This is a genomic window from Microbacterium sp. C-MGS6 (assembly GCF_058140415.1).
This window is the reverse complement of the sequence record NZ_CM176934.1, coordinates 1,489,791-1,515,623: the sequence shown is the minus strand read 5'-3', so window position 1 is coordinate 1,515,623 and position 25,833 is coordinate 1,489,791. Positions and strand designations below refer to the sequence as shown.

Here is a 25,833-nt window from a genome sequence, read left to right as displayed (position 1 = left end):
AAGAAGACCGCCCTGTGAGCTCCCGACGCGGCCATCTGATCGACCTGACTCCGCTGAAGGCGAGCCCGGCCTTCGCCCGGATGTGGATCGGCTCAACACTCGCCGGCATCGGCGGTCAGCTCACCATCGTGACCGTGATGCTGCATGTGTTCGATCTGACCGCGAGCACGTTCGCCGTCTCGATGATCGCCGTCGCGGGCCTCCTCCCGATGATCCTCGCCGGCCTCTACGGCGGGATGCTCGCCGACGCGTTCGACCGGCGGCGGGTCGCGCTCATCGCCGCCACCGTGACCTTCGCCTCCACGGGGCTGCTCGCGGCGCTCACCTGGACCGGCACGGAGACGATCTGGTGGCTGTACGCGCTGAGCATCGTGAACTCGGCGGCGAACTCCGTCGGCATGGCCACGCGGACCGCGATCGTCCCCCGCCTCATTCCCCGCAGCATGCTCGCGGCCGCGTCCGCGCTCAACGGCGTCGCGTTCGGGCTCACGGTCATGGCGGGTCCGGCCCTCGCCGGGCTCCTGGTGGCGCTCACCGGATACGGCTGGACGTACACGATCGACGTCGTGCTCATGCTGTCGATGTTCCTCGGCCTGTGGACGCTCCCCGCCCTGCGACCCGAAGGCGACATCGTGCGCCCCGGCCTCGCCTCGCTCGTCGACGGCTGGCGCTTCCTCCGCCGCGCGGGCAACATCTGGATGCAGTACGTGATGGACATCATCGCGATGACGTTCGGACAGCCGCTCGTGCTCTTCCCGGCACTCGGCACGGTCATCCTCGGCGGCGGGGCCTTCACCACCGGCATCCTCACGGCGGCGGTCGCCGTCGGCACCTTCTCCTCGAGCCTGTTCTCCGGGCGCGTGGTGCAGTACCGGTGGCACGGCCGCGGCATCGCCCGCGCGGTGGAGGCCTACGGCGCCGCCATCGCCTTGTTCGGCCTCGTCCTCCTGATCGGCGCGTTCTCCGCGACGCCTGCCGGAGAGGACCGACCGCACGTCGCACTGATCGTCGCCGCCTGCGTGGCGCTGGCCCTCTCCGGCGCGTCGGACAACGTCAGCTCGATCTACCGCAACACCATGATGCAGGCGGCGGTGCCGGATGCCATGCGCGGACGCCTGCAGGGCCTGTTCGTCGTGGTGGTGACCGGCGGTCCCCGTGTCGGCGCCCTCTACGCCGGGACGCTCGCGACGCTGACGTCACTGTGGTTCCCGCCGCTGCTCGGCGGGATCATCGTGATCGCCCTCGTCGCGGTCCTCGCCCGGCGGCATCCTCGTTTCCGCGACTACGACGCAGAGAACCCCGAGCCCTGACGGGCCCGGGGTTCACAGGGTCTGCGCGTCAGTCCTGCTGCAGCGCACCCTGGAGGTCGAGCGTGATCGTGACGTCCTTGCCGACGAGCACGCCGCCGGTCTCCAGCGCGGCGTTCCAGGTGAGGCCGAAGTCCTCGCGGTTGATGACGGTCTTGGCGGAGGCGCCGGCCTTGTAGTTGCCCCACGGGTCGCTGCCGAAGCCGCCGAAGTCGAGTTCGAAGGTGACCGGCTTCGTGATGCCGCGGATGGTGAGGTCGCCGTCGACGAGGAAGTCGCCGCCCTCGACGCGGGCGCCGGTCGAGACGAACTCCATGGTCGGGAAGTTCTCGGTGTCGAAGAAGTCGGCGGAGCGGAGGTGCTGGTCGCGACCCTCGTCCTTAGTGTCGACGGAGGTCACGTCGACGGAGGCCTCGACCTTGGCTTCGAGGGGGTTCTCCGGAGCCACGAGCGTCGCGCTCTTCACACCGAAGGTGCCGCGCACCTTCGAGATCATCATGTGGCGGACGCTGAACGTCACCTCGCTGTGGGACGGGTCGAGGACCCAGGTGCCGGGGCGGTAACCGGGGATGTCGATGCTGCTCATGATTGCTCCTCAGGAGACGTCGGCCGCGGCGGCGGCGAAGGGATGGCACCGCGATCGTCCGCGGCACCCTTCCGACAACATACATTCACTCGCATGTATTCCCGTGACGATCAGAAATGTCTCGACATGCAGAAGCGCCCCGCACCACGGGGTGCAGGGCGCTTCGGAGCGACGATGTCAGCCGACGGCGACGAGATCGATGATGAAGATCAGCGTCTTGCCGGAGAGGAAGTGTCCTCCCCCGGCCGGGCCGTACGCGAGGTGCGGCGGGATGATCAGCTCGCGGCGGCCACCGACCTTCATTCCGGGGATGCCGTCCTGCCAGCCCTGGATCAGGCCGCGGAGCGGGAACTGGATGGTCTCCCCGCGACCCCACGACGAGTCGAACTCCTCGCCGGACTCGAACTCCACACCGGCGTAGTGGACGGTCACGGTGTCGCCGGGCTTGGCCTCGGCGCCGTCACCCTCGATGATGTCGCGGATGACCAGTTCTGCGGGGGCAGGGCCGGTCGGGGCGTCGAACTCGGGCTTTGTGCGATCAGTCATGGCTCCATCCAACCCGACCGTCGCGCGGCCGGTCAACGCGACGGCACCTGCTCACAGCGAACACCTCGCCGAGGGACTCCGCTCCGAAGTCCCCCGGGGCTCTTGACAGTTCGCGGGACGCGGGTGCACCCTGGTGGCAGATCAACTCAGCGCCCGGGAGACATGCAGGCATCGCCGCAGCACCGGGCGCTGAGTCTGTCTGCGGGGGCGCCGCTCAGTAGGCCAGCAGCGCGGCGCGTGCCGCCCTGGTCCGGATCAACAGGGCACGCTCGTCCTCGACGGCGAGCGGGTCTCGTCCGGTGATCGCCCGCTGGCGGACCGCGGCCAGAGCCGCCGCATCCTTGATGAATTCGCGCATCAGCGGCCGGCGGTCGCCGCGCAGCTGCGCGGCCCAGGCGAGCCCCACCTTGCGCCCGGCCGGCGTGGCCAGCATCGTGACCTCCTCCGGCGTGAACCAGCCGGCGGCCGCATACTCGGCCAGGCGGGCCCGGGTGAGCCGCGCCTCCTCCCTGCGCAAGGCGATGATCCCGAGGATGAAGCCGATGAACAGCGGCACCTGCAGGGTGAAGTAGAGGCCGAAGAAGTCCGCGAATGTGGCCGATCCGTTCCACAGTGCGTGCAGGAGGATCGCCCCGACCATGCCGAGCAGACCTGCTCCGGCGGCCGCTCCGGCGGAGGCGTGCCGGCGGGCCACGAGGCCGATCGCGAAGCCGGTCAGCGAGGTGAACATCGCGTGCGCGAACGGCGACAGCACCGCCCGCACGATGAACGTGACGCCGAGCTGCTCCCCGCCGCCCTCGATGAGGCTGATGGCGAAGTACTGGATGTTCTCGGTGAACGCGAAGCCTGCACCGACGAGCGCCCCGTAGACGACGCCGTCGACCGGCCCGTCGAAGGACCGCCGCGCGAGCAGGAAGATGAGGAAGACCCCGAGGCCCTTCCAGAACTCCTCGACGATGGGGGCCTGCACCACCGCCGAGAACTCCTCGGACCGGATGCCCAGCAGCATCGTGAGCCCGATGTCGACGAGGAGCGTGAGGCCGACGGCGGCGACCGCACCCCAGGCGATGGCGAATGCGACGAGGCGCTTGGGCTCGGGCTCCCAACGGTCGATCATGCGCACTCCGAGGAAGACGATCGTGAGCGGGATCACAGCCAGGACGAGCCCGATCACCGAGGCGGTCGGGCCGAGGGCCCAGCCGAAATAGCCGATGAGTGCGAGCAGCAGGAAGCCGAGGAAGCCGAAGAGCCACAGCGAGATCGTGCGGCCCTTCTTGTTCGGCACCGGGAGAGCCGGCAGCGACTCCGCGGGCGACGGCGCGACCGGCGCCGGCGGTGTGTAGGGCGTGGGTTGCGCGAGAGCCGACGCATAGCCCGGCTGCTGTCCGTAGGACGGCGGCAGGTAGGGCGATTGCGCGTACTGCGCGGCGGAGTACGCCGAGGGCTGTGGTGGTGTCCCCGCCGGGGGCGTGTATCGGGCGGGCTGCTGGGGGTCGGACGGTCCTCCGAAGGTCATGGTCAAAGCTTATGGGGCACAAGCTTGCGCGCCGGGCTCTGGGGGCTTCCTCCACCCGACCGGCCGCAGGCACCCGGTAGCGTAGAACCATGCGGTTCGCTCACCTGCGCCGTCCAGACTCCTCCCGTGCGGTTCTCGCCGTGGTGGAGGGCTCGGACGCCATCCTCGTCTCCGATCTCCTGTCCGACGCGCCTGCCACCCTGCAGCAGCTGATCGAGCGAGGGGACGCCGGACTCGACGAGCTCCGCGCCGCCCTCCGCGACGGCACGGCCCCGCGCCACCCGCTGACCGACTGGGGTTTCGCCTCCGCGGTCATCGCGCCGCCGGCGGTGCTCGCCGTCGGGCTCAACTATGCCGCCCACTCCAGCGAGCTCGGCCTCAAGACCGACGCCGCGCCGACCGTGTTCACCCTGTGGCCCAACTCGCTCACCGGTCACGATCAGACCACCTCCTGGCCGCGGAGCCTCAGCGAGGCCGTCGACTACGAGGCCGAGCTGGGCGTGCTCATCTGCACCCCCGCGAAGGACGTCCCGGAGGCGGACGCCCTCGCGCACGTCTGGGGTTACACCGTGGTCAACGACATCACCGCCCGGAACATCCAGTTCTCCGAGGCGCAGTGGTCCCGTTGCAAGTCGTTCGACGGCTTCACCCCCACCGGCCCGTTCGCGGTGACCGCCGACGAGATCGCCGACCCGCAGGACCTCCACATCTGGACCGTCGTCGACGGGCACACCGTGCAGGACGCCAGCACCGACCAGATGGTGCGTTCGGTGGCGGAGCTCATCGCGCACCTCTCCCAGTCGCTCACGCTGCTGCCCGGCACCCTGATCTCGACGGGCAGCCCGGGTGGCGCCGGCTACTCCCGCGACCCGCAGATCTTCCTCCGCGACCGCTCGACCGTCACGGTCGGCATCGACGGGATCGGCGAGCTCACGACGCACTGCCGCATCCTCGACTGACTCGGACGCGACGAAGGGGACGGGAGCTCGAGCTCCCGTCCCCTTCCCGTATCGGGTCGACGCTCAGATCTGGATGAGGTCGTCCGGGGTGACGATCGGGATGGCCGCGGTGACCGCCTCCAGGCCCGACAGGCGGGCAGGAGAGAGCTGCTTGGTCACCTCGTCGCGGGACATGAGCCCGGCCTCGACCACCAGGTCGGCGACGTTGCGGTTGGTCAGCAGAGCCGTCTTGGCCAGAGCCGCGGCCGCCGCGTAGCCGATGAAGGGCGTGAGCGCCGTGATGACGCCGACCGACGCGCCGACCATCGCGCCCAGACGGTCGCGGTTGGCGGTGATGCCCTCGACGCAGTTCACGCGCAGCGTCCACATGGCCTGACGCATCCAGGTGATCGACTGGAAGATCGAGTGCGCGATGACGGGCTCGAAGGCGTTGAGCTGGAGCTGACCGCCCTCGACGGCCATGGTCACCGTCATGTCGGCGCCGACGACCGCGAAGGCCACCTGGTTCACGACCTCCGGAATCACCGGGTTGACCTTGCCGGGCATGATGCTGGAACCGGCCTGCCGTGCGGGCAGGTTGATCTCGCCGAGGCCCGCCTGCGGACCGGACGACAGCAGCCGCAGGTCGTTGCAGATCTTCGAGAGCTTGATGGCGTTGCGCTTGAGCGACGACGAGAACGACATGAAGGCGCCCGTGTCGCTCGTGGACTCGACGAGGTCGGTGGCCGTCTCGAGGTCGAGCCCCGTGATCTCGCGCAGGTGCTTCAGCACGGCCGGCGCGTAGTCGGGGTGGGTGGTGATGCCGGTGCCGATGGCGGTCGCGCCCATGTTGATCTCGAACATGAGCGAGGCATTCTCGGTGAGGCGGCTGTGATCCTCGCCCAGGGTCGTGGCGAAGCCATGGAACTCCTGGCCGAGCGTCATGGGCACCGCGTCCTGGAGCTGGGTCCGGCCGACCTTGAGGATGTCGTGGAACTCCCCCGCCTTGCCGAGGAACGCCACGCGCAGGGCGTCCAGTTCGTCGAGCAGCGAGCGCAGCGTCAGCGACAGGCCGATCTTGACCGCCGTCGGGTAGACGTCGTTGGTCGACTGGCTGCGGTTCGTGTGGTCGATCGGAGAGAGGAAGGCGTAGTCGCCCTTCTCGCGTCCGGCCATCTCGAGCGCGATGTTGGTGATGACCTCGTTCGCGTTCATGTTCGTCGAGGTGCCGGCACCACCCTGGATGACGCCGACCGTGAACTGATCGTGGAACTCGCCGTCGATGACGCGCTGCGCCGCGCGGTCGATGAGGTCGGCGCGCTCGGCGTCGAGGACCCCGATCTCCTTGTTGGCCCTCGCGCTGGCCTGCTTCACCATCGCGAGCGCGATCACCAGTTCGGGGTACACCGAGATGGGGCGCTTCGTGATCGGGAAGTTCGCGTCGGCGCGGGCGGTGTGGATCCCCCAGTACGCCTCGGCGGGAATCTCCATGCTCCCCAGCGAATCGGTCTCGGTACGGGTATTGGCGGGCGCGGCAGAAGCCATGTCACATCCTCGTGGGTCGTGGCGAACGGAAAGGTCGGGGGATGCGTCCAGTCTACGCCGGTCCCTGCGGGGGTTTTCTGGAGAACGCCTCCAGGCGCCCTTCCGGCGTCAGCGCCGCCATGCGGGCGACCCACTCCTCGGAGAAGTAGTCGCCGGTCGGCGCATCGACCACCGGGACGACGGTGTGCGTGATGGTCTCCGGCCGCACGTGCACGAGCTGGAACGCCTGGGCGGCGTCCATGCCGTTCACCTCAGACGCGGGGCGCGCGACGTTCATCGTGTAGCAGGTGGCGGACGCCACGCTCACCGGGACGCCGGCGAACAGCCCGTGCGAGGAGTAGTGCAGGTGACCGGCGAGGATGCCGCGGACGTCGGTGCCCCGGATGACGGCGGCCAGCTCGTCCTGATGCCGCAGCTCGAGGATGTCGAACAGCGGCAGATGGCTGGGCAGCGGCGGGTGGTGCATCGCCAGGAGCGTGCCGTGCGGCGCCGGCTCGGCGAGGACCTCGGCGAGCCACGCGAGCTGCGCCGGGTCGAGGTCGCCGTGATGCCACCCGGGAACGCTCGTGTCGAGGGCCACCAGACGCAGCCCGTCGAGATCCCACACCCCGGTGACCGGCTCTTCCGTGGGCTCGGCATCGAGGAGGACCTCGCGCAGCACCGGGCGCTCGTCATGGTTGCCCGCGACCCAGACCACGGGAGCGCCGAGTTCGGCGGCGACCGGCTCGATCGCCGCACGCAGCCGGCGGTACGCATCCGGCTCGCCGAGGTCTGCGAGGTCCCCGGTGATCACGATGGCGGCGGGAGCGGGATGCACGGCGCGGATCGCCTCGAGCGTCCGCGCGAACGTGCGCTCGACGTCGTACCGTCCCCCCAGAGCCGCACCTCCGGCGAGGAAGTGCGGATCGCTCACATGGATCAGGACGTGGGAGGCGGGGACGTACCGACCGAAGACCGGTGGTGTTCCCTTCGCTGCGGACATGTCCTCAGCCTACGGCCGGTCACCGACGCAGCCGGCGCACCGCGGACTCAGTGGCCGATGACGATCAGGAGGATGCCGGCGATGACTGCGGCGGCGCAGAGCACGAAGCAGCCGTAGGCGCCCACGAGCGCGAGGGTCTTCTGTCCTTCGGTGAGCGGACTCTTCTTCGCTGCCTTCGCCGCCTGCTTGGCGGCCCGCTTGAGCTCCTTCTCCGAGATCACCGTGATGGCGTCGGTGAACTCCGCGGGGCTCACGACGGGCGCCCGCCCGCTGCGCACGAGCAGACGCAGGCCCAGGGCGTAGAAGGTGACGATGGCGGCGGCGCCGATGAGCGCGGCGGCGAACACCTGCAGGAAGGCGATCCAGTCGATCGTGACGTTCATGCCGAGTCCCTGTTCTGCGACGCGTCGGACGACGAGGCGCTGCCGGTCTTCGCGGCCTTCGCGTCCGCCTTGGCCTTGGCCTTCTTCTTCGCCTTGTCCTTCGCCTCGGCCTTCGCCTTCTCCTTGGCCTCGGCACGGGCCTTCGCCTCCGCCTTCGCCTGGGCGATGCGCTGCTGGCGGCGCGTGGGCGGCGGCGTGTCCGGAACCTCGACGGCGAGGTGGGACTCGGCGACGTCGCTCATGGCGTTGGCCGGTGTGACGGCGTTGCGCCGAGAGCGCATGTACAGCCCGAGGATGATCGCCACCGCGAGGACGGCGTCGATGGCCACGCCCCACGGGCCGAGCCAGACGACGAGCAGTGCCGCCAGGGCGCCGACGCCGCCGGCCGCTGGCAGGGTCAGCAGCCAGCCGACGCCGATGCGACCTGCCGTCCGCCAGCGGACCGTGGACCCGCGGCGACCGAGGCCCGATCCGATGACCGATCCCGAGGCCACCTGCGTGGTGGAGAGCGCGAATCCGAGGGCGCTGGAGGCGAGGATCGTCGCGGCCGTCGAGCTCTCCGCCGCGAAGCCCTGAGCCGGCTTGACGTCGGTCAGGCCCTTGCCCAGCGTGCGGATGATGCGCCAGCCGCCGAGGTACGTGCCGAGGGCGATCGTGAACGCACAGGCGATGATGACCCAGAGCTCGGGCTCGTGGTGCGCACCGGACTGCCAGCCGACGGTGATCATGGCGAGCGTGATGACGCCCATCGTCTTCTGCGCGTCATTCGTGCCGTGTGCGAGGGCGACGAGGGAGGACGTGAAGATCTGACCCCAGCGGAATCCGTCCCGTCCGTCCGGCTTGCCGTCGTAGCGACGAGTGACCGAGTAGGCGATCTTCGTCGCGACGTACGCGATGATGCCGGCTGTGATGGGGGCGATGAGGGCGGGGAGGACGATCTTCGACAGCACGGCGCCGAAGTCGATGCCGCCGAGACCGGCGCCGACGAGCGTCGCGCCGATCAGTCCGCCGAAGAGCGCGTGGGACGAGCTCGACGGCAGGCCGAGCAGCCACGTCAGCATGTTCCAGGTGATGGCGCCGATGAGCCCGGCGAAGATCAACGAGAGGAACAGCTCCGCTCCCGCGGCGATGATCGCATCCTCCTGGATGATGCCGCCGGAGATGGTCTTGGACACCTCGGTCGACAGGAAGGCGCCGACGAGGTTGAGGAGAGCGGCCAGGAGGACCGCTGTCTTGGGCTTGAGCGCTCCGGTCGCGATGGGCGTGGCCATCGCGTTCGCGGTGTCGTGAAACCCGTTCGTGAAATCGAAGAAGAGTGCCAGCGCGATGACGAGCACGACGATGAGGGCTGCGGTTTCCACCGTTCGCTTTCGGTCTTGAGGAAGAGGGAGATGTCGACGGGATCGACGTGACGAACGAAGAGTTCACCGTGGGTTTGACTTCCGTTTACCGGCCCCGGTAAATCCTGCCACCGTCCCCCGTGCCGGTCAACTCGACCTGGGATAGCGTGGGACGGTGACTGACGCCCCGATCGCCGCCCGCCGTTCCACCCTCCGCACGCACCACGGCGACACGGTCGACGACCCGTACGAGTGGCTGCGCGCCAAGGACTCCCCCGAGGTCATCGCGCACCTGGAGGCGGAGAACGCGCACACGGAGGCCGAGACCGCGCACCTCGCCGCGCTCCGCGAGACGCTGTTCCAGGAGATCAAGGGACGGGTTCAGGAGACCGACCTCTCGGTGCCGACACGGCGTGGAGACTGGTGGTACTACAGCCGCACCGAGGAAGGCGCGCAGTACGGCATCCACTGTCGCGCCGCCGCCGCCGAGGGCGATTGGACGCCGCCGCGTCTCGAGCCGGGGGTGCCCGTCCCCGGTGAGGTGGTGCTGCTGGACGGCAACGTCGAGGCGGAGGGGCACGAGTTCTTCTCCCTCGGCGCGTTCGACACCTCCGACGACGCGACGAAGCTGCTGTGGTCGACGGACTTCGAGGGCGACGAGCTCTATACGGTCCGCGTCCGCGATCTGGAGACGGGCCTCACCCTGGACGATGAGATCCCGAACACCGGAGGCGCGTTCTTCACCCCGGACGGCACCGGGGTCCTCTACACGACCCGCGACGATGCGTGGCGCCCCGACACCCTGTGGCTGCACCGGCTCGGGACCCCGGTGGCGGACGACATCACGCTCTTCCACGAGCCCGACGAGAAGTTCTGGCTCGGCGCCGGGATCACGCGGAGCCGGCGCTACCTCGTGATCGGTGTGGGCTCCAGCATCACGAGCGAGGAGTACCTCGTCGACCTCGCCGGCGACATCACCGCGGAGCCGCGCACGGTGTGGCCGCGGCGCGAAGGCGTGGAGTACTCGCTCGAGCACGCGGTGGTGGACGGTGAGGACCGGCTCCTCATCCTGCACAACGACGACGCCCTGGACTTCGAACTCGTCTCCGTAGCGGCGGACGACCCGCAGGGCGAGCGCCGCGTCGTCGTCGCCCATCAGCCAGGACGGCGACTGCTCGGAGTGGACGCCTTCCGCGACTTCGCCACGGTGGAGTATCGCAGCGAAGGACTCGAGCGCGTGGGCCTCCTGGACTACGCGACCGACACGGTGGAGGAGCTGCGGTTCGACGAGCCCCTCTACTCCGCGGGGGTCAGCGGCAACCCGGAGTGGCACTCCCCCTTCCTGCGACTCGGGTACACGTCGTTCGTCACGCCGGGCACGGTGTACGAGCTCGACCTCGCGACGCGGGAACTCGTGTTGCGCAAGCAGGTGACGGTGCTCGGCGGCTACGACCCCGCCGACTACGGACAGCGTCGGGAGTGGGCCCCCGCGGAGGACGGCACCCGCGTGCCGATCTCCCTCGTGTGGAAGCGCTCCTTCGGCGAGCCCGGTGCGACCACGCGTCCCGTCCACCTCTACGGCTACGGCTCGTACGAGCACTCCATCGACCCGGGCTTCTCGGTCGCACGGCTCTCGGAGCTGGACCGCGGAGTCGTGTTCGCCGTGGCGCATGTGCGCGGAGGCGGCGAGATGGGTCGGCAGTGGTACGAAGAGGGCAAGCTCCTGCACAAGCGGAACACCTTCACGGACTTCGTCGCCTGCGCCCGGCACCTCGTCGACGAGGGGACGACCACCCCGGCCCAGCTCGTCGCGGAGGGCGGCAGTGCCGGGGGTCTGCTGATGGGCGCGGTCGCCAACCTCGCCCCGGAGCTCTTCGCCGGCGTCCTCGCGGGTGTGCCGTTCGTCGACGCGCTGACGACGATCCTCGACCCGTCGCTCCCCCTCACCGTGATCGAGTGGGACGAATGGGGCGACCCGCTGCACGACCCCGAGGTCTACGCGTACATGAAGTCGTACACGCCGTACGAGAACGTGCGCGACGGCGTGGAGTATCCGCGGATCCTCGCGGTGACCTCGCTGAACGACACCCGGGTGCTCTACGTCGAGCCGGCGAAGTGGGTCGCCCGGCTGCGGGAGGCCGGCGCGAAGGACGTGCTGCTGAAGTGCGAGATGGTCGCGGGGCACGGGGGCGTGAGCGGACGGTACAACTCCTGGCGCGAGCGGGCGTTCGAGATCGCCTGGCTCCTCGACACCCTCCACCTCGCCTGACCCGCGACATCAGGCGCTCGCGCGACATCAGGCGCCTGCGCGCTGACCTGGCCTGAACTCGCGCGCGCGCCTGTGCTCACGGGGCGCGACGCCGGCACAGGCATCGGCGCGGAGTCAGGCACGCGCGGGGCGTCAGGCGCCCATGCCTGTCCTGGCCTGAGCTCGCGTGGAGGCCTGTATCGACGACCGAGCACTGCTCCTGCACAGGCGGAGAGTTCCGGGAAGCGCCTCCCCATCCGCGGTGGCGTGGTGAAGCGCGGCAGCGGGAGCCCGCAGGGTGGAGGGGTGACACGCACACGGGTGGAGAGCTGGGTCCGGGAGCAGGGAGGATCCGCGCATTCGTCGCGCGTGCGCGAGGCGGGCTTCACCGAGTACCAGATGCGTCGGGCGGTGCGGGAAGGGACGCTCGAGCGCGTGCGCCGGTCGTGGCTGCTCGTCCCTGAGGTCGATCCACGGCGCAGGGCCGCAGCATCCGTGGGCGGGAGGGTCACCTGCGTGAGCGCGGCGGCCCTCGCCGGATGGTGGGATGTCGGGGCCGCGGAGGTGCACGTCGCCCTCCCCCGCACCGCCTCTCGATTCGATCGCGTCGGCGTCCAGGTGCACTGCGCACAGGGGCCCGTTCCGGTGCATCCGCGGGCGGCGGTCGATCCTGTCCTAGGCGTCCTGTTCCAGGTCGCGCGATGCCGGCCGTTGATCGAGGCCCGCGCGATCTGGGAGTCCGCCGTCCGCCACGGGGCCGTGGAACTGGACACCCTCGCACGCGTCCGGTGGCGGTGCGATGCCGCGAACCGCCTCGCTCGAACCGTCCGCGGCCGGTCGGACTCCGGTCCCGAGACGGTCTTCGTAGAACGGATGCGCGCGGTCGGCATTGACGTGCGACAGCAGGTGTGGGTCGACGGCCATCCGCTCGACGGTGTGATCGGCGAACGGCTCGCCATCCAGATCGACGGCTTCCGCCACCACAGCGCCGCGGGCGACCGGCGACGCGACCTCGCTGCCGACGCAAGGCTCGCACTCCGCGGCTACACCGTCCTCCGCTTCGACTATCACCAGGTCATGGTCGATGACCGTCATGTCGAGGACACCGTCCTGGCCGCGCTCGCGCAGGGGCTCCATCGCGCAGACCATCGAGCGACGGGTCGCGGATAGCGGACCGAACACAAGCACAGGCCCTCACGGGAGTTCAGGCGAGGAAGACAGCAAGACGCCTGAAGCGGCGCGAGAGCCTGACACGGCGTGAGGCCGTGAGAACAGGCGGCCACGCGGACACAGGCTCTCACGCAAGTTCAGGCGAGGAAGACAGCAAGAGGCCTGAAGCGGCGCGAGAGCCTGAAGCCGGGCGGAGGTCAGCCGAAGAGGGCGGCGGCCTCGTCGTAGCGGTAGCGCGGCACCGTGTTCAGCTCGCCGAGAGCATCGGCGAACGGGACGCGGACGATGTCGGTGCCCTGCATCGCGACCATCTGCCCCCAGGCGCCGTCAACGATGGCGTCTGCGGCGTGCAGGCCGAGGCGGGTCGCGAGGACGCGGTCGAACGCCGACGGCGAGCCGCCGCGCTGGATGTGGCCGAGGATCGTGGCGCGGGTCTCGATGCCCGTGATCCGCTCGATCTCGGGGGCGAGCAGGTCGCCGATGCCGCCCAGCCGCGGTCGGTTGAACGCGTCCAGGCCCTTGTCGCTGTAGGCCTCGTCCATGCCGGCGAGCTTGAAGCCCTCGGAGACGACGACGAGCGGTGCACGACCGCGATCGTGGGCGCTCGTGACGAGAGCGGTGATCTCGTCCAGCGACATCGGCACCTCGGGGATGCAGATGACGTGGGCCCCGGCGGCCATCCCGGCATGCAGCGCGATCCAGCCGACGTGACGACCCATGACCTCGGCGACCATGCAGCGCTGGTGGGAGTCACCCGTGGTGCGGAGCCGGTCCATGGCGTCCGTGGCGATGTTCACGGCGGTGTCGAAGCCGAAGGAGTAATCCGTGGCCCGGAGGTCGTTGTCGATCGTCTTCGGAACGCCGAGCACCTTGATGCCGTCCTTGGCGAGACGGTCCGCCGCCGCGAGGGTGCCTTCGCCGCCGATCGCGACGATGCCGTCGATCTTGTGGCCGTAGAGCGTCTTCGCGATGTTCTCCGCACCGCCGCGCTCCCCCTCGTACGGGTTGGTGCGGCTGGTGCCGAGGATCGTGCCACCCACCTTGGACAGGCCCTTCACCTCGTGCCGGGTCAGGGGCATGAAGTCGCCCTCGACGACGCCGCGCCATCCGTCGCGGATGCCGACGAACTCGAGGTCGTAGGTCGTGGTGCCCTTGAGCACGATGCCGCGGATGACCGCGTTGAGTCCGGGGCAGTCGCCGCCGCTCGTCAGGATGCCGATTTTCATGCTGCTGCCTTCGGAGGTCGAGGGATGGGGGTGAGGCGACAGTGCCTGCGATCGACACTAGCGCGCCGCCCCCTCGCGTGGCCATTCGAGCGCGTCGAAAACCCGCGATCTTGACGGCCGCAGCGACCGATGCCGACGAAGTTCGCGCCGCGACAGGAACTTCCGCCTGCAGCAGCGTTAAGAACTCTTGTTCTTGACGCTCGCTCAGCGGCCGCCGAGAGCCTCGCGCAGAAGATGCATCAGCGCGGCCAGCTGCACCGACTCGCTGGCGGTCTCCTCCGTCGCCTCGCCGTCCAGCGCGCGGGCCGCGAGCCCCTGCTTCTGGTCGATGAGCTCCGCGATCTTCGTGTCGATCGTGTGGGCGGCGATGATCCGCCACGCCGTGACGGGCTCGTCCTGTCCGATGCGGTGCACGCGGTCGATGGCCTGCGTCTGCTCGGCCGCGGTCCACGACAGCTCCGCGAGCACGACGTTCGACGCCGCCTGCAGGTTGAGGCCGACGCCGGCCGCCGTGAGCGAGCACACCGCGATGCCGACCTCGGGGTCGCCGTTGAAGTCGTCGATGGCCTGCTGCCGTGCTGTGTTCGTCTGGTCACCGCGGATGGACACCGCGCGGATGCCGGCCGAAGCGAAGTGCGCCTCCGCCTGGTCCATGACGTCGATGTGCTTCGCGAAGAACACGACCTTGCCGACCGAACGCTGCAGCTGCGCGGCGTAGTCCGCCGCCAGAAGCGCCTTCGCCTGACCGATGCGGCGCACCATGGTGAAGACGTTGTCTCCCCCGGTGCCGGCCGCCTTCGACTCCTCGAGCTCGTTCTGCGCGACGAGACGGACAATGTCGTCGTCGATCTCGCCCGGGGCGAGGCCGCGGTCGCCGCGTGCCTCGATGATGCGACGGTAACGGGCGGCCAGCCGCTCCCCCAGCTCGCGCTCGGCCTGGCGGATGCTGCGGCCGAACTCGTCGTCGAGCTGCACGGGCAGATCGGCGATCAGCTTGTCGGGCAGATCGGCGGCGACGTCCTTCTTCTTCCGTCGCACGATGCCCATCGAGATCACCGCGTCGCGGGCCTCCGGGTAGAAGGCCTTGTCGGCAGGCGTCAGTCCCGTCGCGTCGAGCTTCTCCATGAGCTCCGGTCCGGGCTTCTCGCCGTTCGTCCAGCCGAGGAAACGCCAGATGGCGTCGAAGTCCTCGACGTCGTTGATGAGCGGGGTACCGGTGAGCGCGAGCATGAGCGGATCGTGCCCCGGCGTGCGCTCGCGCACTTGCGCGGCGAGCGAGAGCACGTTCTGCGAGCGCTGCGACGAGAGGTTCTTGATGAAGTGCGCCTCATCGACGACCATGCCGCGCAGGCCAATCGACGCCAGCCACGACATGTGACGGTCGAGGATCTCGTAGTTCACGATGAACACGTCGGCGAAGGCGTCGATGTCATCGCCGTCGCCCTGGATGACCGTGGCACGACGCTGCGGCGTCCACCGCTCGACCTCGCGCGCCCAGTTCATCTTCACGACGTTGGGCACGACGACCAGCAGCGGATAGGCGCCGGCGACGGAGGCCGCGAGCACCGACTGCGCCGTCTTGCCGAGGCCCGGCTCGTCGGCGAGCAGGAAGCTGCGGTGCCCGGCGCGGACGGCCTCGAGGAAGCGCGACTGGTGCACCATGATCTCGCGGCCCTTGGGCGAGAGGTGATCGAACTCGGGGGCCGGGGGAAGCTCCATCGACGCCGCGGCACCGCCCGCACCCGTCTCGAATGCCTTGTACAGCGGCCCCATGAGCTCCCAGCCGTCGAGACGGCGGCGCGGCGTGCTGGCCGGACGCGGCGTCAGGTCGGGCGCCAGGAAAGGGTTGGCGAGCTGGCGGGCCTCGACCGACGGCGGGGTGACCTGACGCTCCGCGATGGCCGCCGGCACCACCGACACCTGTACGGGCGCGGGGTCGGCGATGATGAGCTCCTCGGGGGGAAGCTCGGCACCGGACTCGAGCAGCCAGTCGCGACGCATCCGCTTGGCGACCGGCGAGGTGGCCTGGTCGGCCTCGAGCAGCTGGATGAGCGAGGTGTCCCGAGCGGCCGTCTTCGCGAGGATCGTCGCGACGCCGTCGAGCCGCTTGAGCAGCTCGGCGCGGGCCGCATCGGTGATCTCGGTGTCGGCCTTGACCCTGGCGCGCTCCTCGCGCACCAGGAACGCGATCACCTGGAACTTCGTGCGGTTCGTGGGGCCCAGCTTGCCGCGCTGGGACTTCGCCTCGATCTCGCGCACCTTGCGCGCGAGGATCGGGATGAGGGGTGCCTCGTCATCGCGACGGGACGTCTTCTTGCGCCGCGGGGCGGCGGTTGCCGTGGTCGGCATGCTCCTCCTGAGCCTGAAGGGCTCCGGCTCCCTCAGGGAGCCGTGAGCCGTTCTCGTCGTCCGCGTGTGGCGTGAGCCAGGACCGTGCGGACTGTGGATCGGTGTTCCCGCCGGAGCACGCGATACGTGCGGGACCGGTGGGAGCCTGATGCCATTCTATGCCATCCCGGCCCCCGGCCGCGGAAGCAGGGTGCCGCCGTGTTACACGGGTTCGTCGAGGATGGCCGCGGCCTGCGCGACGTCGGCGGCCATCTGCGTCATCAGCTTCTCGATGCCCTCGAACGCGACCATGCCGCGCAGCCGCTCGACGAACTCGACCGTCACGTCATGACCGTAGAGGTCGAGACCGGTCTCCCCCAGCACATGGGCCTCGACCTGACGCACGAGCACGTCGTCGAAGGTGGGGTTCGTTCCCACCGAGATCGCCGACGGATGCCGGATCCCCGTGTCGTGGTCGACGAGCCATCCGGCGTAGACGCCGTCGGCGGGCACGAACGCGTCGACGATCGTGGAGAGGTTCGCGGTCGGGAAGCCGAGCTCGCGTCCGCGCTTCAGACCGTGGACCACGACGCCGCGCACGTCGGGATACCGTCCGAGCGCGCGAGTGGCCTCGGCGACATCCCCCGCCATCAACAGCTCGCGGATCCAGCTCGACGAGACCCGTCGGCTGGAACCCGGAAGGTAGACGTCGTCCACGACCTCGACCGTGAAGCCGTAGCGGGGGCCGAGTGCGCGCAGCAGCTCGGGCGTTCCTGCACCCCGGTGCCCGAAGCGGAAGTCGGCACCGACGAGCACGGTGGACACGTGCAGCGCGCCGACGAGGATGTCGACGACGAAGTCCTCGGCGCTGCGGGCGGCGAGCGTCTCGTCGAACGTGAGCACGAGCGTCGCGTCGAGGCCGAGCTCGCTGAGGAGTTCCAGCTTGCGGTCGACGGTCACGACGTTCTCGGGGCACCGGTCCGGACGGATCACGGCGAGCGGGTTGCGGTCGAACGTCACCGCGACGGCACGGCTCCCCGAGGCTGCGGCGGCCTCCTCCAGACGGCGGATGACTGCCCGGTGCCCCTCGTGCACGCCGTCGAACTTCCCGATGGCGACGGCGCTGGGGCCGTAGCCGTCCGGGACCTCGTCCGGATTCCGGAACACGATCACGCGGCGACCTCGACCGGACGCGTGGCCTCGACGGGCCGGTGCGTGCGGAGCCACCAGATCCCGAAGACCGGGAGGACGAGAGGGATGAAGAGGTAACCGCGCCCGAACAGCGACCACACGGTCTCGTGCTGGAAGAGCTCGGGGAGGACGAGGCTGAGGACGCCGACGACCAGGACGCCGGTGAGCTCGAACACGATCGCGACCCACGCGACGGTGTACCAGCCCCGACGCCGCGCGAAGACGAGTGCGAGCGTCGCCAGGACGTACACGACCGCGGCGAGCGCAGACAGCGTGTAGGCCAGCGGGGCCTCGTCGAATCGACGGACGATCTGCACGAAGCTGCGCCCGGTGGCCGCCAGCGCCATCACGGCGTAGACGATCACCAGGACACGACCGATACCGGTCATCCGGGTGGAGGGGGCGGTGGAGCTCATAGCGCATTCCATCCTAGAGCCGGGTGAGCCGCCCGGCGTCCGCTCCCGGCCCGCGCTCAGGCGACCTGGATCGTCCAGATGACCTGCATGCGCCACAGCATGATCGCGATAGCGAGGGCGGCCACGCCGAGAACGACAGTGCTCCACCGGCTGCGCTCCATGAGGGCCCAGAGCACCGCACCGATCGGGAGCAGAGCCGCCGAGACGAGATACACCCAGAACTCCAGCAGGTCCCCGGTCGGCGGATTCCCCGCGAGGGGCGCGACGATGGCGACCACGACCTGCACGAGCAGCAGCAGCTCGACGAGCGCGAGTGCGCCCACCGAGAAGTCGCTGGGGCGCCGACCGGCGAACCCGGCACCGAGGCAGAAGAGCCCGGCGGCGACGGCGACGACGATCTCCACGATCGTGAACCACAGGATCATCGGGAGACCTCCGGCATGTTCATGGCACTCTTCACATCGGCGCCGCGCTTCTCGACGATCCCCACCAGCGCGCCGTCGTCCTCGATGGCCGCGGCGAGCGGACCGTCCAGGCGCACCGCCTGCCCCGCCAGACGCTTGCCGTGGCGCAGATCGCGGGCCTCGTCCGCCGTGACGGGGAGGACGGGGAGGACGCGAGCGGCGGCCTGGCCGGGGGTGAGCACGGGAGCGGTGTCGAGCGCGTCGATCGACACCGCGTCGCGCACGTCGAACGGGCCGACGCGGGTGCGGCGGAGCGCCGTCAGGTGGCCGCCGACGCCGAGGGCAGCGCCCAGGTCGCGGGCGAGCGAGCGGATGTAGGTGCCGGACGAGCAGTCCACCACGACATCGAGGTCGAGGGCGTGGTCGTCGCGGCGACGGGCGAGGACATCGAACCGGGAGACGACGACCTCCCGCGGCTCGAGGACGACCTCCTCCCCCGCACGGACCCGGTCGTACGCGCGACGACCGTCGACCTTGATCGCCGACACCGCGCTCGGGACCTGGGAGATCGCGCCCGTCAGCGCGGCCACCCCGGCATCGATCGCCGCGTCCTCGACCGCGACGAGAGCGGCGGGGTCCGCAGTGTGGAGGATCTCGCCCTCCGCGTCATCCGTGGAGGTGACGGCACCGAGCCGGATGGTCGCCTCGTAGGTCTTGTCGGCGCCCACGATGTACGTGAGGAGGCGGGTCGCACCCTCGATGCCGATGACGAGCAGCCCCGTGGCCATCGGGTCGAGAGTCCCGGCGTGGCCGACCTTGCGGGTCCCGAAGGCCCGTCGGGTGCGGGCGACCACGTCGTGACTGGTCAGCCCGCCGGGCTTGTCGACGAGGAGGATACCGGGGGTCGCCATCCCTCCAGCCTACCGAGGCCGAGAGCGGCGACCGCTCGCCTAGGCTGGAGGGATGGCCGCGCCCGCACCGTCCCCTGCGACGTTGACGCCCCTGCTCGGCTGGTACGCCGAGGCGGCGCGCGACCTCCCGTGGCGCCGGCCGGACTTCCATGCGACGTTCGGCGCCTGGGGCGTCCTGGTGAGTGAGTTCATGCTGCAGCAGACGCCCGTGACCCGGGTGATCCCGCATCTCGACGCGTGGCTGACACGGTGGCCCACGCCCCGCGCGATGGCGACAGCGTCCACGGCGGACGTCGTGCACCAGTGGGCGAACCTCGGCTATCCGCGGCGGGCCCTGTGGCTGCACCGGGCCGCCATCGAGGTGGTCGAACGGCACGGAGGCGTCGTGCCGCGCGACGTCGACGCCCTCCTCGCCCTCTCCGGCATCGGCGACTACACCGCCCGTGCCGTGGCCGTCTTCGCGTACGGCGACCGACATCCCGTCGTCGACACCAATACACGGCGCGTCCTGGCACGAGCCGTCGATGGACGGGCACAACCGGGGCCACCATCCCGCCGCGACCTCGCTCTCATGTCCTCCCTGCTTCCCGAGGGGGTGACTGAGGCGAGCGTCCTCAACGCCGCGGCGATGGAACTCGGCGCGACGATCTGCACGTCGCGCGCGCCCCGGTGCGAGCGCTGCCCGCTGGCTGACACCTGCGCGTGGCTCGCAGCCGGCCGACCCGATACCGGAGACGAGCGACGGCGACAGGCCACGTTCGAGGGGTCGGACCGGCAGGCCCGCGGCGCCGTGCTCCGGCTCCTGCGCGACGCGGCCCCCGAGCCGGTTCCCCTCGCGGCGGTCCTCCCGGCATGGCCCGACCTGCGTCAGCGGGATCGGGCGATCGATTCCCTGATCGCAGACGGACTCGCGGAAGCGGACGGGGAGGGCCTCTCGCTGCCGCGGTGAGCGCTGCTCAGAGGTACTGCTCGGTCCGGTGCGCCAACACGGTCAGCTCGACACGATTGCGCACGTGCAGCTTCGCGAACACGCGTCCGAGATGCACCTCGACCGTCCGGATCGACACCGACAGGCGCTCCGCGATCGCGCGGTTCCCCGTGCCTTCGACGGCGAGCATCGCGACCTCCAGCTCCCGCGACGTCAGCCGCTGCGCCCAGGCGCTCCGGCACACGGGGAGATGCGCGCCGCCCGTGACGTGCGGGTCGGTCTCCAGCCGCTGCAGACGCCGGCGGACGGCACGCCCCCACGCGCTCGCCCCGGCGGCCTCGAACAGTATCTCGGCCTGCGCAAGGTGACTGCGGGCCGCGATCGGATCCCCGTGCAGCCCGGACCTGACCCCGAGCAGCGTCTCGACGCGGCCGCGGGCGAAGGGCGACCGAAGCCGTCGTGCCGCCTCTCGCAGGGTCTCCTGCTCCGTGCGCCAGGCACCGTCGCCGGACGGCGCGACGGCGTGACGCAGGGCGTCGGCGAACTCCGTCTCCGGTGGGCGCACCGCCGGTGACGCCCGTCCGGCCTCGGGGACGAGCACGACCTCCTCCACCCCCGGCACCGCGAAGCGCGCCTGCGGCTCCCCGCGATCCCGCCACAGCCCGATCGCACCGGCGGCCGCCTCGAAGGAGCCGTTCAGGAACGCCTCGACAGCGCGGTCCACCAGTACGTCCATGTTTGCGGCCGGAGGGAGCACGGCGGTGAGAGCCCTGGCGATCGGGCTGAAAGCGCCGAGGACCGCGAGATCGAGCCGCCGAGCCAGCACCACGCCGAGTCCCGCGAACGGGATCGCGACGGGGAGCTCGACCGCTGCCTGCCGCAGCAGCAGCCTGGCGCGACCGATGTCTCCCCGCCAGACCAGAAGCAGCACCTCGGTGACGGCCCGGTAGGCCCGGCCCAGTGGGCTGTGCTCGAAACCGGGGATCATCGGATCGCGCTCCCCCACCCCGGAGAGATCCGCGGTCTGCAGCAGCCGCAGGCCCTCGTCGATGTCGCCGCCGCACGCGGCATGCAGAGCCCCCGACACGGCGCCCAGCAGCCCGCCGGTTCCTGGCACGTCACCCGTGACGACCTCCCCGGCGAGAAGGCCGCACAGCGACTCGACCGCGTCCCGCAGGACGCCGTCTCCGCCGACGCGCGAGGCCCCGTCACGGACATCGGCGAGCCAGCGGCGCCCCGCCCTGCGGTCGCCGCGCTCCGCGCACAGGATCGCCAGGAGCGCCGCGGACCGCGCCCAGGAGTCGCCGTCCGCCGTACGCAGCGGAGCGAGCCGCTGCGGATCGACGGCCGGCACCGCTCCGTACCGGAACGTGCGGGCGACGAGGAACGGTCCGAGCGCTCGCCCCCGACGGTGCTCGGCGGCACCGCAGACGAGGCTTCCCAACCATTCCTCGGCATCCGCCGCATGACCGCATGCGAGCGCCGCGCACCCGGCGAGCATTCGCGCTTCCTCGCCGATGTCGCCGGCCGCGTGCTTCGCGGCCTCGGCGGCGAGCAGCAGCACGCGTTCCGTGCGTCCCTCTGCGGCCGCGGCGCGGGCACCCGCCGTCAACGCCGCCGCGGACAGACGATCGCGGGCGGCGCCTCCACGGGCGCGATGCCAGGCCGCAGCCACCCGATCTCGCCGCCGGACGGCGACCGCGGCGAGGCGCGCGTGCGTATGCGCGACCTCAGCCGCCGACGCGGTCGCGTGCACTCGCGTCTCCATCCGAGGGTCGGCGAACCGGACGCGTCCCGCGTGGATCACCAGGTGCGGCGCGGCGCCGCTCGCCCGCACCTCCTCCACGCCGCGCCCGTCCACCGCGAGGACCGGATAGAGGTCATCCTCGAACGCCAACGCCACGGTGAGCAGCAGCAGCCGGTCCGGGGTCGACAGCATGCCGAGAGGGACGGCATCGGCGGCGGACGGCAGCGGCCACGGCAGCCGGCCGAGACCTCGCCGCTGCTCCGGTGTGAGGCGGGCCGCCACCGCCATGACGGCAGCCTGATCCTCCGGAAGCGCGGCGACGAGCCGCGCGGCTACGTGCGGGGCACACGCGAGCTCTCGAGCCCGAAGCTCGTCCAGCAGCGCCTCGACGTCGCCGGGCGCGACGGACGACCCCGCAGGCGCGTTCCGAGACTCGATGTCGATCCCCCCAGATCCACCGGTTGTCCCGCCGCGGACCTGAGGGTATCAGACGGGATCAGTCCTCGTCGTCGTCCGCACGGTAGGGGTCGGCCTCACCGGCGTGGGTCGCGGAAGAGGCCAGCTTGGCGACCTCCGCGTCCCGCTCCTGCGCCTCACGGAGCAGGGCGGTGATGTGATCCGCGTTCTCCGGGAGGGCGTCCGGGATGAACTCGAGCGTGGGGACGAGTCGCGTGCTGAGCTGTCGACCGACCTCGCTGCGCAGCATTCCGGTCGCGGACGTGAGCGCGGCACCGCTGGCGAGGCGCTCCTCTTCCGTACCGAGCACCGTGTAGAACACGGAAGCGTGCTGCAGGTCGCCGCTCACGCGGACGTCGGTGATGGTCACGAAGCCGAGACGCGGGTCGCGCAGCCCCTTCTCCAAGCGCTCGGCGAGGATCACGCGGATGCGATCCGCGAGTCGGGCCTGTCGTTCACCAGCCATTGTTCCTTCTCCCACCTCTGTGCATCGCGGTTCCCAGCGAACCGCGGAGGCGGCTGCCCCCTCCCCCGTCATGGGAGGAGGAGGCAGCCGCCGGAGCCGTGCGGATCAGCCGCGCGGCTTCTCCACCATCTCGGTCGTCTCGATCTCGTCGCCGATCTGGATGTCGTTGTACTTGCCGAGGCCGATACCGGCCTCGTAGTCCGTCCGCACCTCGGTGACGTCGTCCTTGAACCGGCGCAGCGACTCGATGGCGAGGCCATCGGCGATGACGACGCCGTCTCGGATGACACGGGCCTTCGCGTTGCGCGTGATCGTCCCGGACCGCACGATGACACCGGCGATGTTGCCGAACTTCGAGGAGCGGAACACCTCGCGGATCTCGGCGACACCCGACTGGACCTCTTCGTACTCCGGCTTGAGCATGCCCTTGAGCGAGCTCTCGATCTCGTCGATCGCGTTGTAGATGACGGAGTAGAAGCGGATGTCCACGCCCTCACGCTGAGCACGCTCGCGCGCCTTCGTGTCGGGGCGGACGTTGAAGCCCACGATGATCGCGTTGTCGATCGTCGCCAGGTTCACGTCGGACTCGGTGATCGCACCGACACCGCGGTGGATGATGCGCAGCTGCACCGAATCGTCGACCTCGATCTTGAGGAGGGACTCCTCCAGCGCCTCGACGGCACCGGAGACGTCACCCTTGATGATGAGGTTGAGCGACTCGACCTTGCCCTCTTCGAGAGCACGGGTGAAGTCCTCGAGCGAGATGCGCTTGCGGGCCTTGGCCAGCTGGGCGTTGCGCTCGACGGCTTCGCGCTTCTCCGCGATCTGACGCGCCATGCGGTCTTCCTCGGTGACGATGAAGACGTCGCCGGCGCGCGGCACGGAGTTCAGACCCTGCACCTGGACCGGTCGGGACGGCGCAGCCGCCTCGACGACCTCGCCGTTCTCGTCGATCATCGCGCGGACGCGGCCGTAGGCGGTGCCCGCCACGATCGCATCGCCGACCCGGAGGGTTCCGGACTGGATCAGCACCGTCGCGACCGAACCGCGGCCCTTGTCGAGCTTCGCCTCGATGGCGACACCGCGAGCAGCCTTGTTCGGGTTGGCGGTCAGGTCGAGACCGGCGTCCGCCGTGAGCAGCACCGCGTCCAGGAGCTCCTGGATGCCGGTGTTGGCACGGGCCGACACGTCGACGAACATGACGTCGCCGCCGTACTCCTCGGCCACCAGACCGTATTCGGTGAGCTGCTGACGCACCTTGGCCGGGTTGGCCTCCGGCTTGTCGACCTTGTTCACCGCGACCACGATCGGCACGTTCGCCGCCTGGGCGTGGTTCAGCGCCTCGACCGTCTGCGGCATGATGCCGTCGTCGGCCGCGACCACGAGGATCGCGAGGTCGGTGACCTGCGCACCACGGGCACGCATGGCGGTGAACGCCTCGTGACCCGGGGTGTCGATGAACGTGATCGCCCGCTCGATGCCGTCGTGCTCGGTCCAGACCTGGTAAGCACCGATGTGCTGGGTGATGCCGCCGGCCTCACCCTCGATGACGTTGGTCTGACGGATCGCGTCGAGGAGGCGCGTCTTACCGTGGTCGACGTGACCCATGACGGTGACGACCGGGGGACGGATCTCGAGGTCGTCCTCGCTCTCCTCCTCCAGCTCCTTCTCGAGGTCGAGACCGAAGCCCTCGAGGAGCTCCTTGTCCTCGTCCTCGGGCGAGACCATCTGGACCTTGTAGCCCAGCTCCTCACCGAGGACCTCGAACGTGGCCTCATCCAGCGACTCGGTGGCCGTGGCCATCTCGCCGAGGTTGAAGAGGATCGTGACGAGGGTGCCCGGCTGCACCGTGTAGCCGGTCAGGGCCTCGATCTTGTCGGCGAAGTCCGCGATGGACGCACCGCGACGCATGCGGATGATCTCCCCGTTGCCGCGGGTGACGTTGACGCCACCGACGACCGGGGCGCTCCGCATCTCGAACTCTTGCCGCTTCGCCCGCCGCGACTTGCGCTGCTTGCTCTTGCCGCCGCCCTTACCGAAGGCACCGGCGGTACCACCACCGGGACCACGGCCACGGCCACCGCCGCCACCCGGACGACCGGCGAAACCGCCACCGGGACGGGGACCCGCACCGGGACCGCCACCGCCGCCGGGGCGACCGGGACCGCCCGTACGCTGCTGGAACGGAGCACCGGGACGACCACCCTGGCCGCCGCGGGGAGCGCCGGGACGCGGCGAGCCGGGACGCGGGGCACCCGGGCGCGGAGCACCGGGGCGCGGCGCCTGCGGACGCGGGATGTTGCCGGGGGTCGGCCGCTGGCCCATCCCCTGCGCCGAGGCGAAGGGGTTGTTGCCGGGACGAGGGCCGGCGGGACGCTGGCCCATGCCCTGAGCGGACGAGAACGGGTTGTTGCCGGGACGGGGCGCGCCGGGCTTCGGCGCGTTGCCGTCACCGGAGGACGGCGCGGCCGGGGCCGGAGCCGCGGACTTCGCGGGCGCCGACGGTGCCGGAGCCTTCTCCGCCTCGGGGGCGGGCGCCGGTGCCGGGGCGGCCGGAGCCGCAGGACCCGGCTTGGGTCCGGGCTTCGGGCCAGGGGTGGGCGCCGAGGACTTCGGTGCCGGCTTCGCGGCGGGCTTCGCCGCAGCGGGCTCGGACCCGGCCTTGAGGGACGGGTCGGCCTCGATCGCGGCGCGCAGCTTGCGCGCCACCGGGGGCTCGACCGTCGAGGACGGGCTCTTCACGAACTCGCCGAGTTCCTTGAGCTTCGCAAGTGCGACCTTGCTGTCGACGCCGAGTTCGGCGGCGATCTCATGTACGCGTGGTTTACCAGCCACAATTCTCCTGTCTGGGTCGGTCTGCCCAGACAGGGCAGACCACTAGTCGCGGACGGGTCTCATTTCGAGCCGTTCACTTTGTTTCCATAGCTGTTCAGCCTTTGTTTCTTGGTGGGTGCTGTTCGAAGGTCCGTGTGTCCAGCTGAGTGGTCACACGCAGTGCTCTTCCGAAAGCTCGACGCCGCAGAGCGGCTTCCATGCACTCGGGTGTCGGATGCACCCACGCGCCGCGCCCCGGCAGGACAGCACGCTCATCGGGGATGAGGGTGTCGTTCTGGGCAACCACCCTGAGCAGAGTGGAGCGGGGAGCACGCGTGCGGCAACCGACGCACGTTCGTACGGGTTCCATCTTACACCTGCGTTC

22 protein-coding genes are annotated in these 25,833 nt (G+C 70.3%); 5 read left to right on the top strand and 17 right to left on the bottom strand.

Features of this window, described 5'->3' with window-relative positions; genetic code table 11:
- The first annotated feature begins 14 nt into the window (after positions 1 to 14).
- Positions 15 to 1,310, top strand: coding sequence for an MFS transporter (locus tag AC3B5L_RS07215; RefSeq protein ID WP_490096352.1), 1,296 nt, complete (start codon positions 15 to 17; stop codon positions 1,308 to 1,310).
- 28 nt (positions 1,311 to 1,338) lie between these two features.
- Here AC3B5L_RS07215 and AC3B5L_RS07210 read toward each other — a convergent pair whose 3' ends face one another.
- The 3 genes from AC3B5L_RS07210 to AC3B5L_RS07200 form a co-directional block, all read right to left on the bottom strand.
- Positions 1,339 to 1,893, bottom strand: a complete 555-nt coding sequence (locus AC3B5L_RS07210; RefSeq protein ID WP_187663862.1) for a YceI family protein — start codon at positions 1,891 to 1,893, stop codon at positions 1,339 to 1,341.
- 177 nt (positions 1,894 to 2,070) lie between these two features.
- Positions 2,071 to 2,439: an FKBP-type peptidyl-prolyl cis-trans isomerase gene (locus AC3B5L_RS07205; RefSeq protein WP_025103196.1), complete on the bottom strand. Its 369-nt coding sequence runs from the start codon at positions 2,437 to 2,439 to the stop codon at positions 2,071 to 2,073.
- 214 nt (positions 2,440 to 2,653) lie between these two features.
- A complete protein-coding gene (locus tag AC3B5L_RS07200; RefSeq protein WP_490096351.1) occupies positions 2,654 to 3,955 on the bottom strand; it encodes a PrsW family intramembrane metalloprotease in 1,302 nt (433 codons plus the stop codon).
- Positions 3,956 to 4,044: 89 nt separating this feature from the next.
- On the opposite strand from AC3B5L_RS07200, the gene AC3B5L_RS07195 reads away from it, so the two are divergent.
- Entirely contained in the window at positions 4,045 to 4,914 is an 870-nt protein-coding gene (locus AC3B5L_RS07195; RefSeq protein WP_490096350.1) for a fumarylacetoacetate hydrolase family protein, read from the top strand.
- 63 nt (positions 4,915 to 4,977) lie between these two features.
- Here AC3B5L_RS07195 and AC3B5L_RS07190 read toward each other — a convergent pair whose 3' ends face one another.
- From AC3B5L_RS07190 to AC3B5L_RS07175, 4 genes are read right to left on the bottom strand one after another with little or no spacing between them, the layout of a single operon-like run.
- Positions 4,978 to 6,438: an aspartate ammonia-lyase gene (locus AC3B5L_RS07190; protein ID WP_187663860.1), complete on the bottom strand. Its 1,461-nt coding sequence runs from the start codon at positions 6,436 to 6,438 to the stop codon at positions 4,978 to 4,980.
- Between the two features lie 52 nt (positions 6,439 to 6,490).
- Positions 6,491 to 7,420, bottom strand: a complete 930-nt coding sequence (locus AC3B5L_RS07185) for a phosphodiesterase (protein ID WP_490096349.1) — start codon at positions 7,418 to 7,420, stop codon at positions 6,491 to 6,493.
- 47 nt (positions 7,421 to 7,467) lie between these two features.
- On the bottom strand, positions 7,468 to 7,803 hold the full coding sequence (locus tag AC3B5L_RS07180; RefSeq protein ID WP_187663858.1) for a peptidase: 336 nt from the start codon (positions 7,801 to 7,803) through the stop codon (positions 7,468 to 7,470).
- On the bottom strand, positions 7,800 to 9,164 hold the full coding sequence (locus AC3B5L_RS07175; RefSeq protein WP_490096348.1) for an inorganic phosphate transporter: 1,365 nt from the start codon (positions 9,162 to 9,164) through the stop codon (positions 7,800 to 7,802). Before AC3B5L_RS07175 ends, AC3B5L_RS07180 begins: the two co-directional genes overlap by 4 nt.
- 154 nt (positions 9,165 to 9,318) lie before the next feature.
- On the opposite strand from AC3B5L_RS07175, the gene AC3B5L_RS07170 reads away from it, so the two are divergent.
- Both AC3B5L_RS07170 and AC3B5L_RS07165 read left to right on the top strand, forming a co-directional pair.
- Positions 9,319 to 11,412, top strand: a complete 2,094-nt coding sequence (locus AC3B5L_RS07170; protein ID WP_490096347.1) for a S9 family peptidase — start codon at positions 9,319 to 9,321, stop codon at positions 11,410 to 11,412.
- A 285-nt stretch (positions 11,413 to 11,697) separates the two neighbouring features.
- On the top strand, positions 11,698 to 12,561 hold the full coding sequence (locus AC3B5L_RS07165; protein WP_187663855.1) for a DUF559 domain-containing protein: 864 nt from the start codon (positions 11,698 to 11,700) through the stop codon (positions 12,559 to 12,561).
- A 197-nt stretch (positions 12,562 to 12,758) separates the two neighbouring features.
- Here AC3B5L_RS07165 and AC3B5L_RS07160 read toward each other — a convergent pair whose 3' ends face one another.
- The 6 genes from AC3B5L_RS07160 to truB all read right to left on the bottom strand — a co-directional run bounded on the left by AC3B5L_RS07160 (position 12,759) and on the right by truB (position 19,037).
- Positions 12,759 to 13,787: a 6-phosphofructokinase gene (locus tag AC3B5L_RS07160; RefSeq protein ID WP_187663854.1), complete on the bottom strand. Its 1,029-nt coding sequence runs from the start codon at positions 13,785 to 13,787 to the stop codon at positions 12,759 to 12,761.
- Positions 13,788 to 13,991: 204 nt separating this feature from the next.
- Positions 13,992 to 16,136, bottom strand: coding sequence for a DEAD/DEAH box helicase (locus AC3B5L_RS07155; RefSeq protein ID WP_187663853.1), 2,145 nt, complete (start codon positions 16,134 to 16,136; stop codon positions 13,992 to 13,994).
- Positions 16,137 to 16,337: 201 nt separating this feature from the next.
- Positions 16,338 to 17,288 carry a bifunctional riboflavin kinase/FAD synthetase gene (locus AC3B5L_RS07150; RefSeq protein WP_268776453.1) on the bottom strand — a complete coding sequence of 317 codons (951 nt, stop codon included), beginning with the start codon at positions 17,286 to 17,288 and terminating at the stop codon, positions 16,338 to 16,340.
- Entirely contained in the window at positions 17,285 to 17,722 is a 438-nt protein-coding gene (locus AC3B5L_RS07145; protein WP_268776454.1) for a hypothetical protein, read from the bottom strand. Before AC3B5L_RS07145 ends, AC3B5L_RS07150 begins: the two co-directional genes overlap by 4 nt.
- 56 nt (positions 17,723 to 17,778) lie before the next feature.
- Positions 17,779 to 18,147, bottom strand: coding sequence for a hypothetical protein (locus AC3B5L_RS07140; protein ID WP_187663851.1), 369 nt, complete (start codon positions 18,145 to 18,147; stop codon positions 17,779 to 17,781).
- The gene (gene truB / locus AC3B5L_RS07135) at positions 18,144 to 19,037 is read right to left on the bottom strand and encodes a tRNA pseudouridine(55) synthase TruB (RefSeq protein ID WP_315637026.1); all 894 of its coding nucleotides are present in this window, start codon (positions 19,035 to 19,037) and stop codon (positions 18,144 to 18,146) included. Before truB ends, AC3B5L_RS07140 begins: the two co-directional genes overlap by 4 nt.
- 52 nt (positions 19,038 to 19,089) lie before the next feature.
- Here truB and AC3B5L_RS07130 point away from each other — a divergent pair, with 52 nt between their 5' ends.
- Positions 19,090 to 19,986: an HhH-GPD family protein gene (locus AC3B5L_RS07130; RefSeq protein WP_268776457.1), complete on the top strand. Its 897-nt coding sequence runs from the start codon at positions 19,090 to 19,092 to the stop codon at positions 19,984 to 19,986.
- 7 nt (positions 19,987 to 19,993) lie between these two features.
- On the opposite strand, the gene AC3B5L_RS07125 is transcribed toward AC3B5L_RS07130, so the two are convergent.
- From AC3B5L_RS07125 to AC3B5L_RS07110, 4 genes are all read right to left on the bottom strand, one after another.
- Positions 19,994 to 22,000, bottom strand: a complete 2,007-nt coding sequence (locus tag AC3B5L_RS07125; protein WP_490096346.1) for a LuxR C-terminal-related transcriptional regulator — start codon at positions 21,998 to 22,000, stop codon at positions 19,994 to 19,996.
- A 208-nt stretch (positions 22,001 to 22,208) separates the two neighbouring features.
- Positions 22,209 to 22,634 (bottom strand): 30S ribosome-binding factor RbfA, encoded by a 426-nt coding sequence (gene rbfA, locus AC3B5L_RS07120; RefSeq protein WP_187663847.1) that lies wholly within the window; start codon positions 22,632 to 22,634, stop codon positions 22,209 to 22,211.
- A 105-nt stretch (positions 22,635 to 22,739) separates the two neighbouring features.
- Positions 22,740 to 25,469, bottom strand: a complete 2,730-nt coding sequence (gene infB / locus AC3B5L_RS07115) for a translation initiation factor IF-2 (protein WP_490096345.1) — start codon at positions 25,467 to 25,469, stop codon at positions 22,740 to 22,742.
- Between the two features lie 94 nt (positions 25,470 to 25,563).
- A complete protein-coding gene (locus tag AC3B5L_RS07110; RefSeq protein ID WP_083391685.1) occupies positions 25,564 to 25,818 on the bottom strand; it encodes a YlxR family protein in 255 nt (84 codons plus the stop codon).
- Between the last annotated feature and the right edge of the window lie 15 nt (positions 25,819 to 25,833).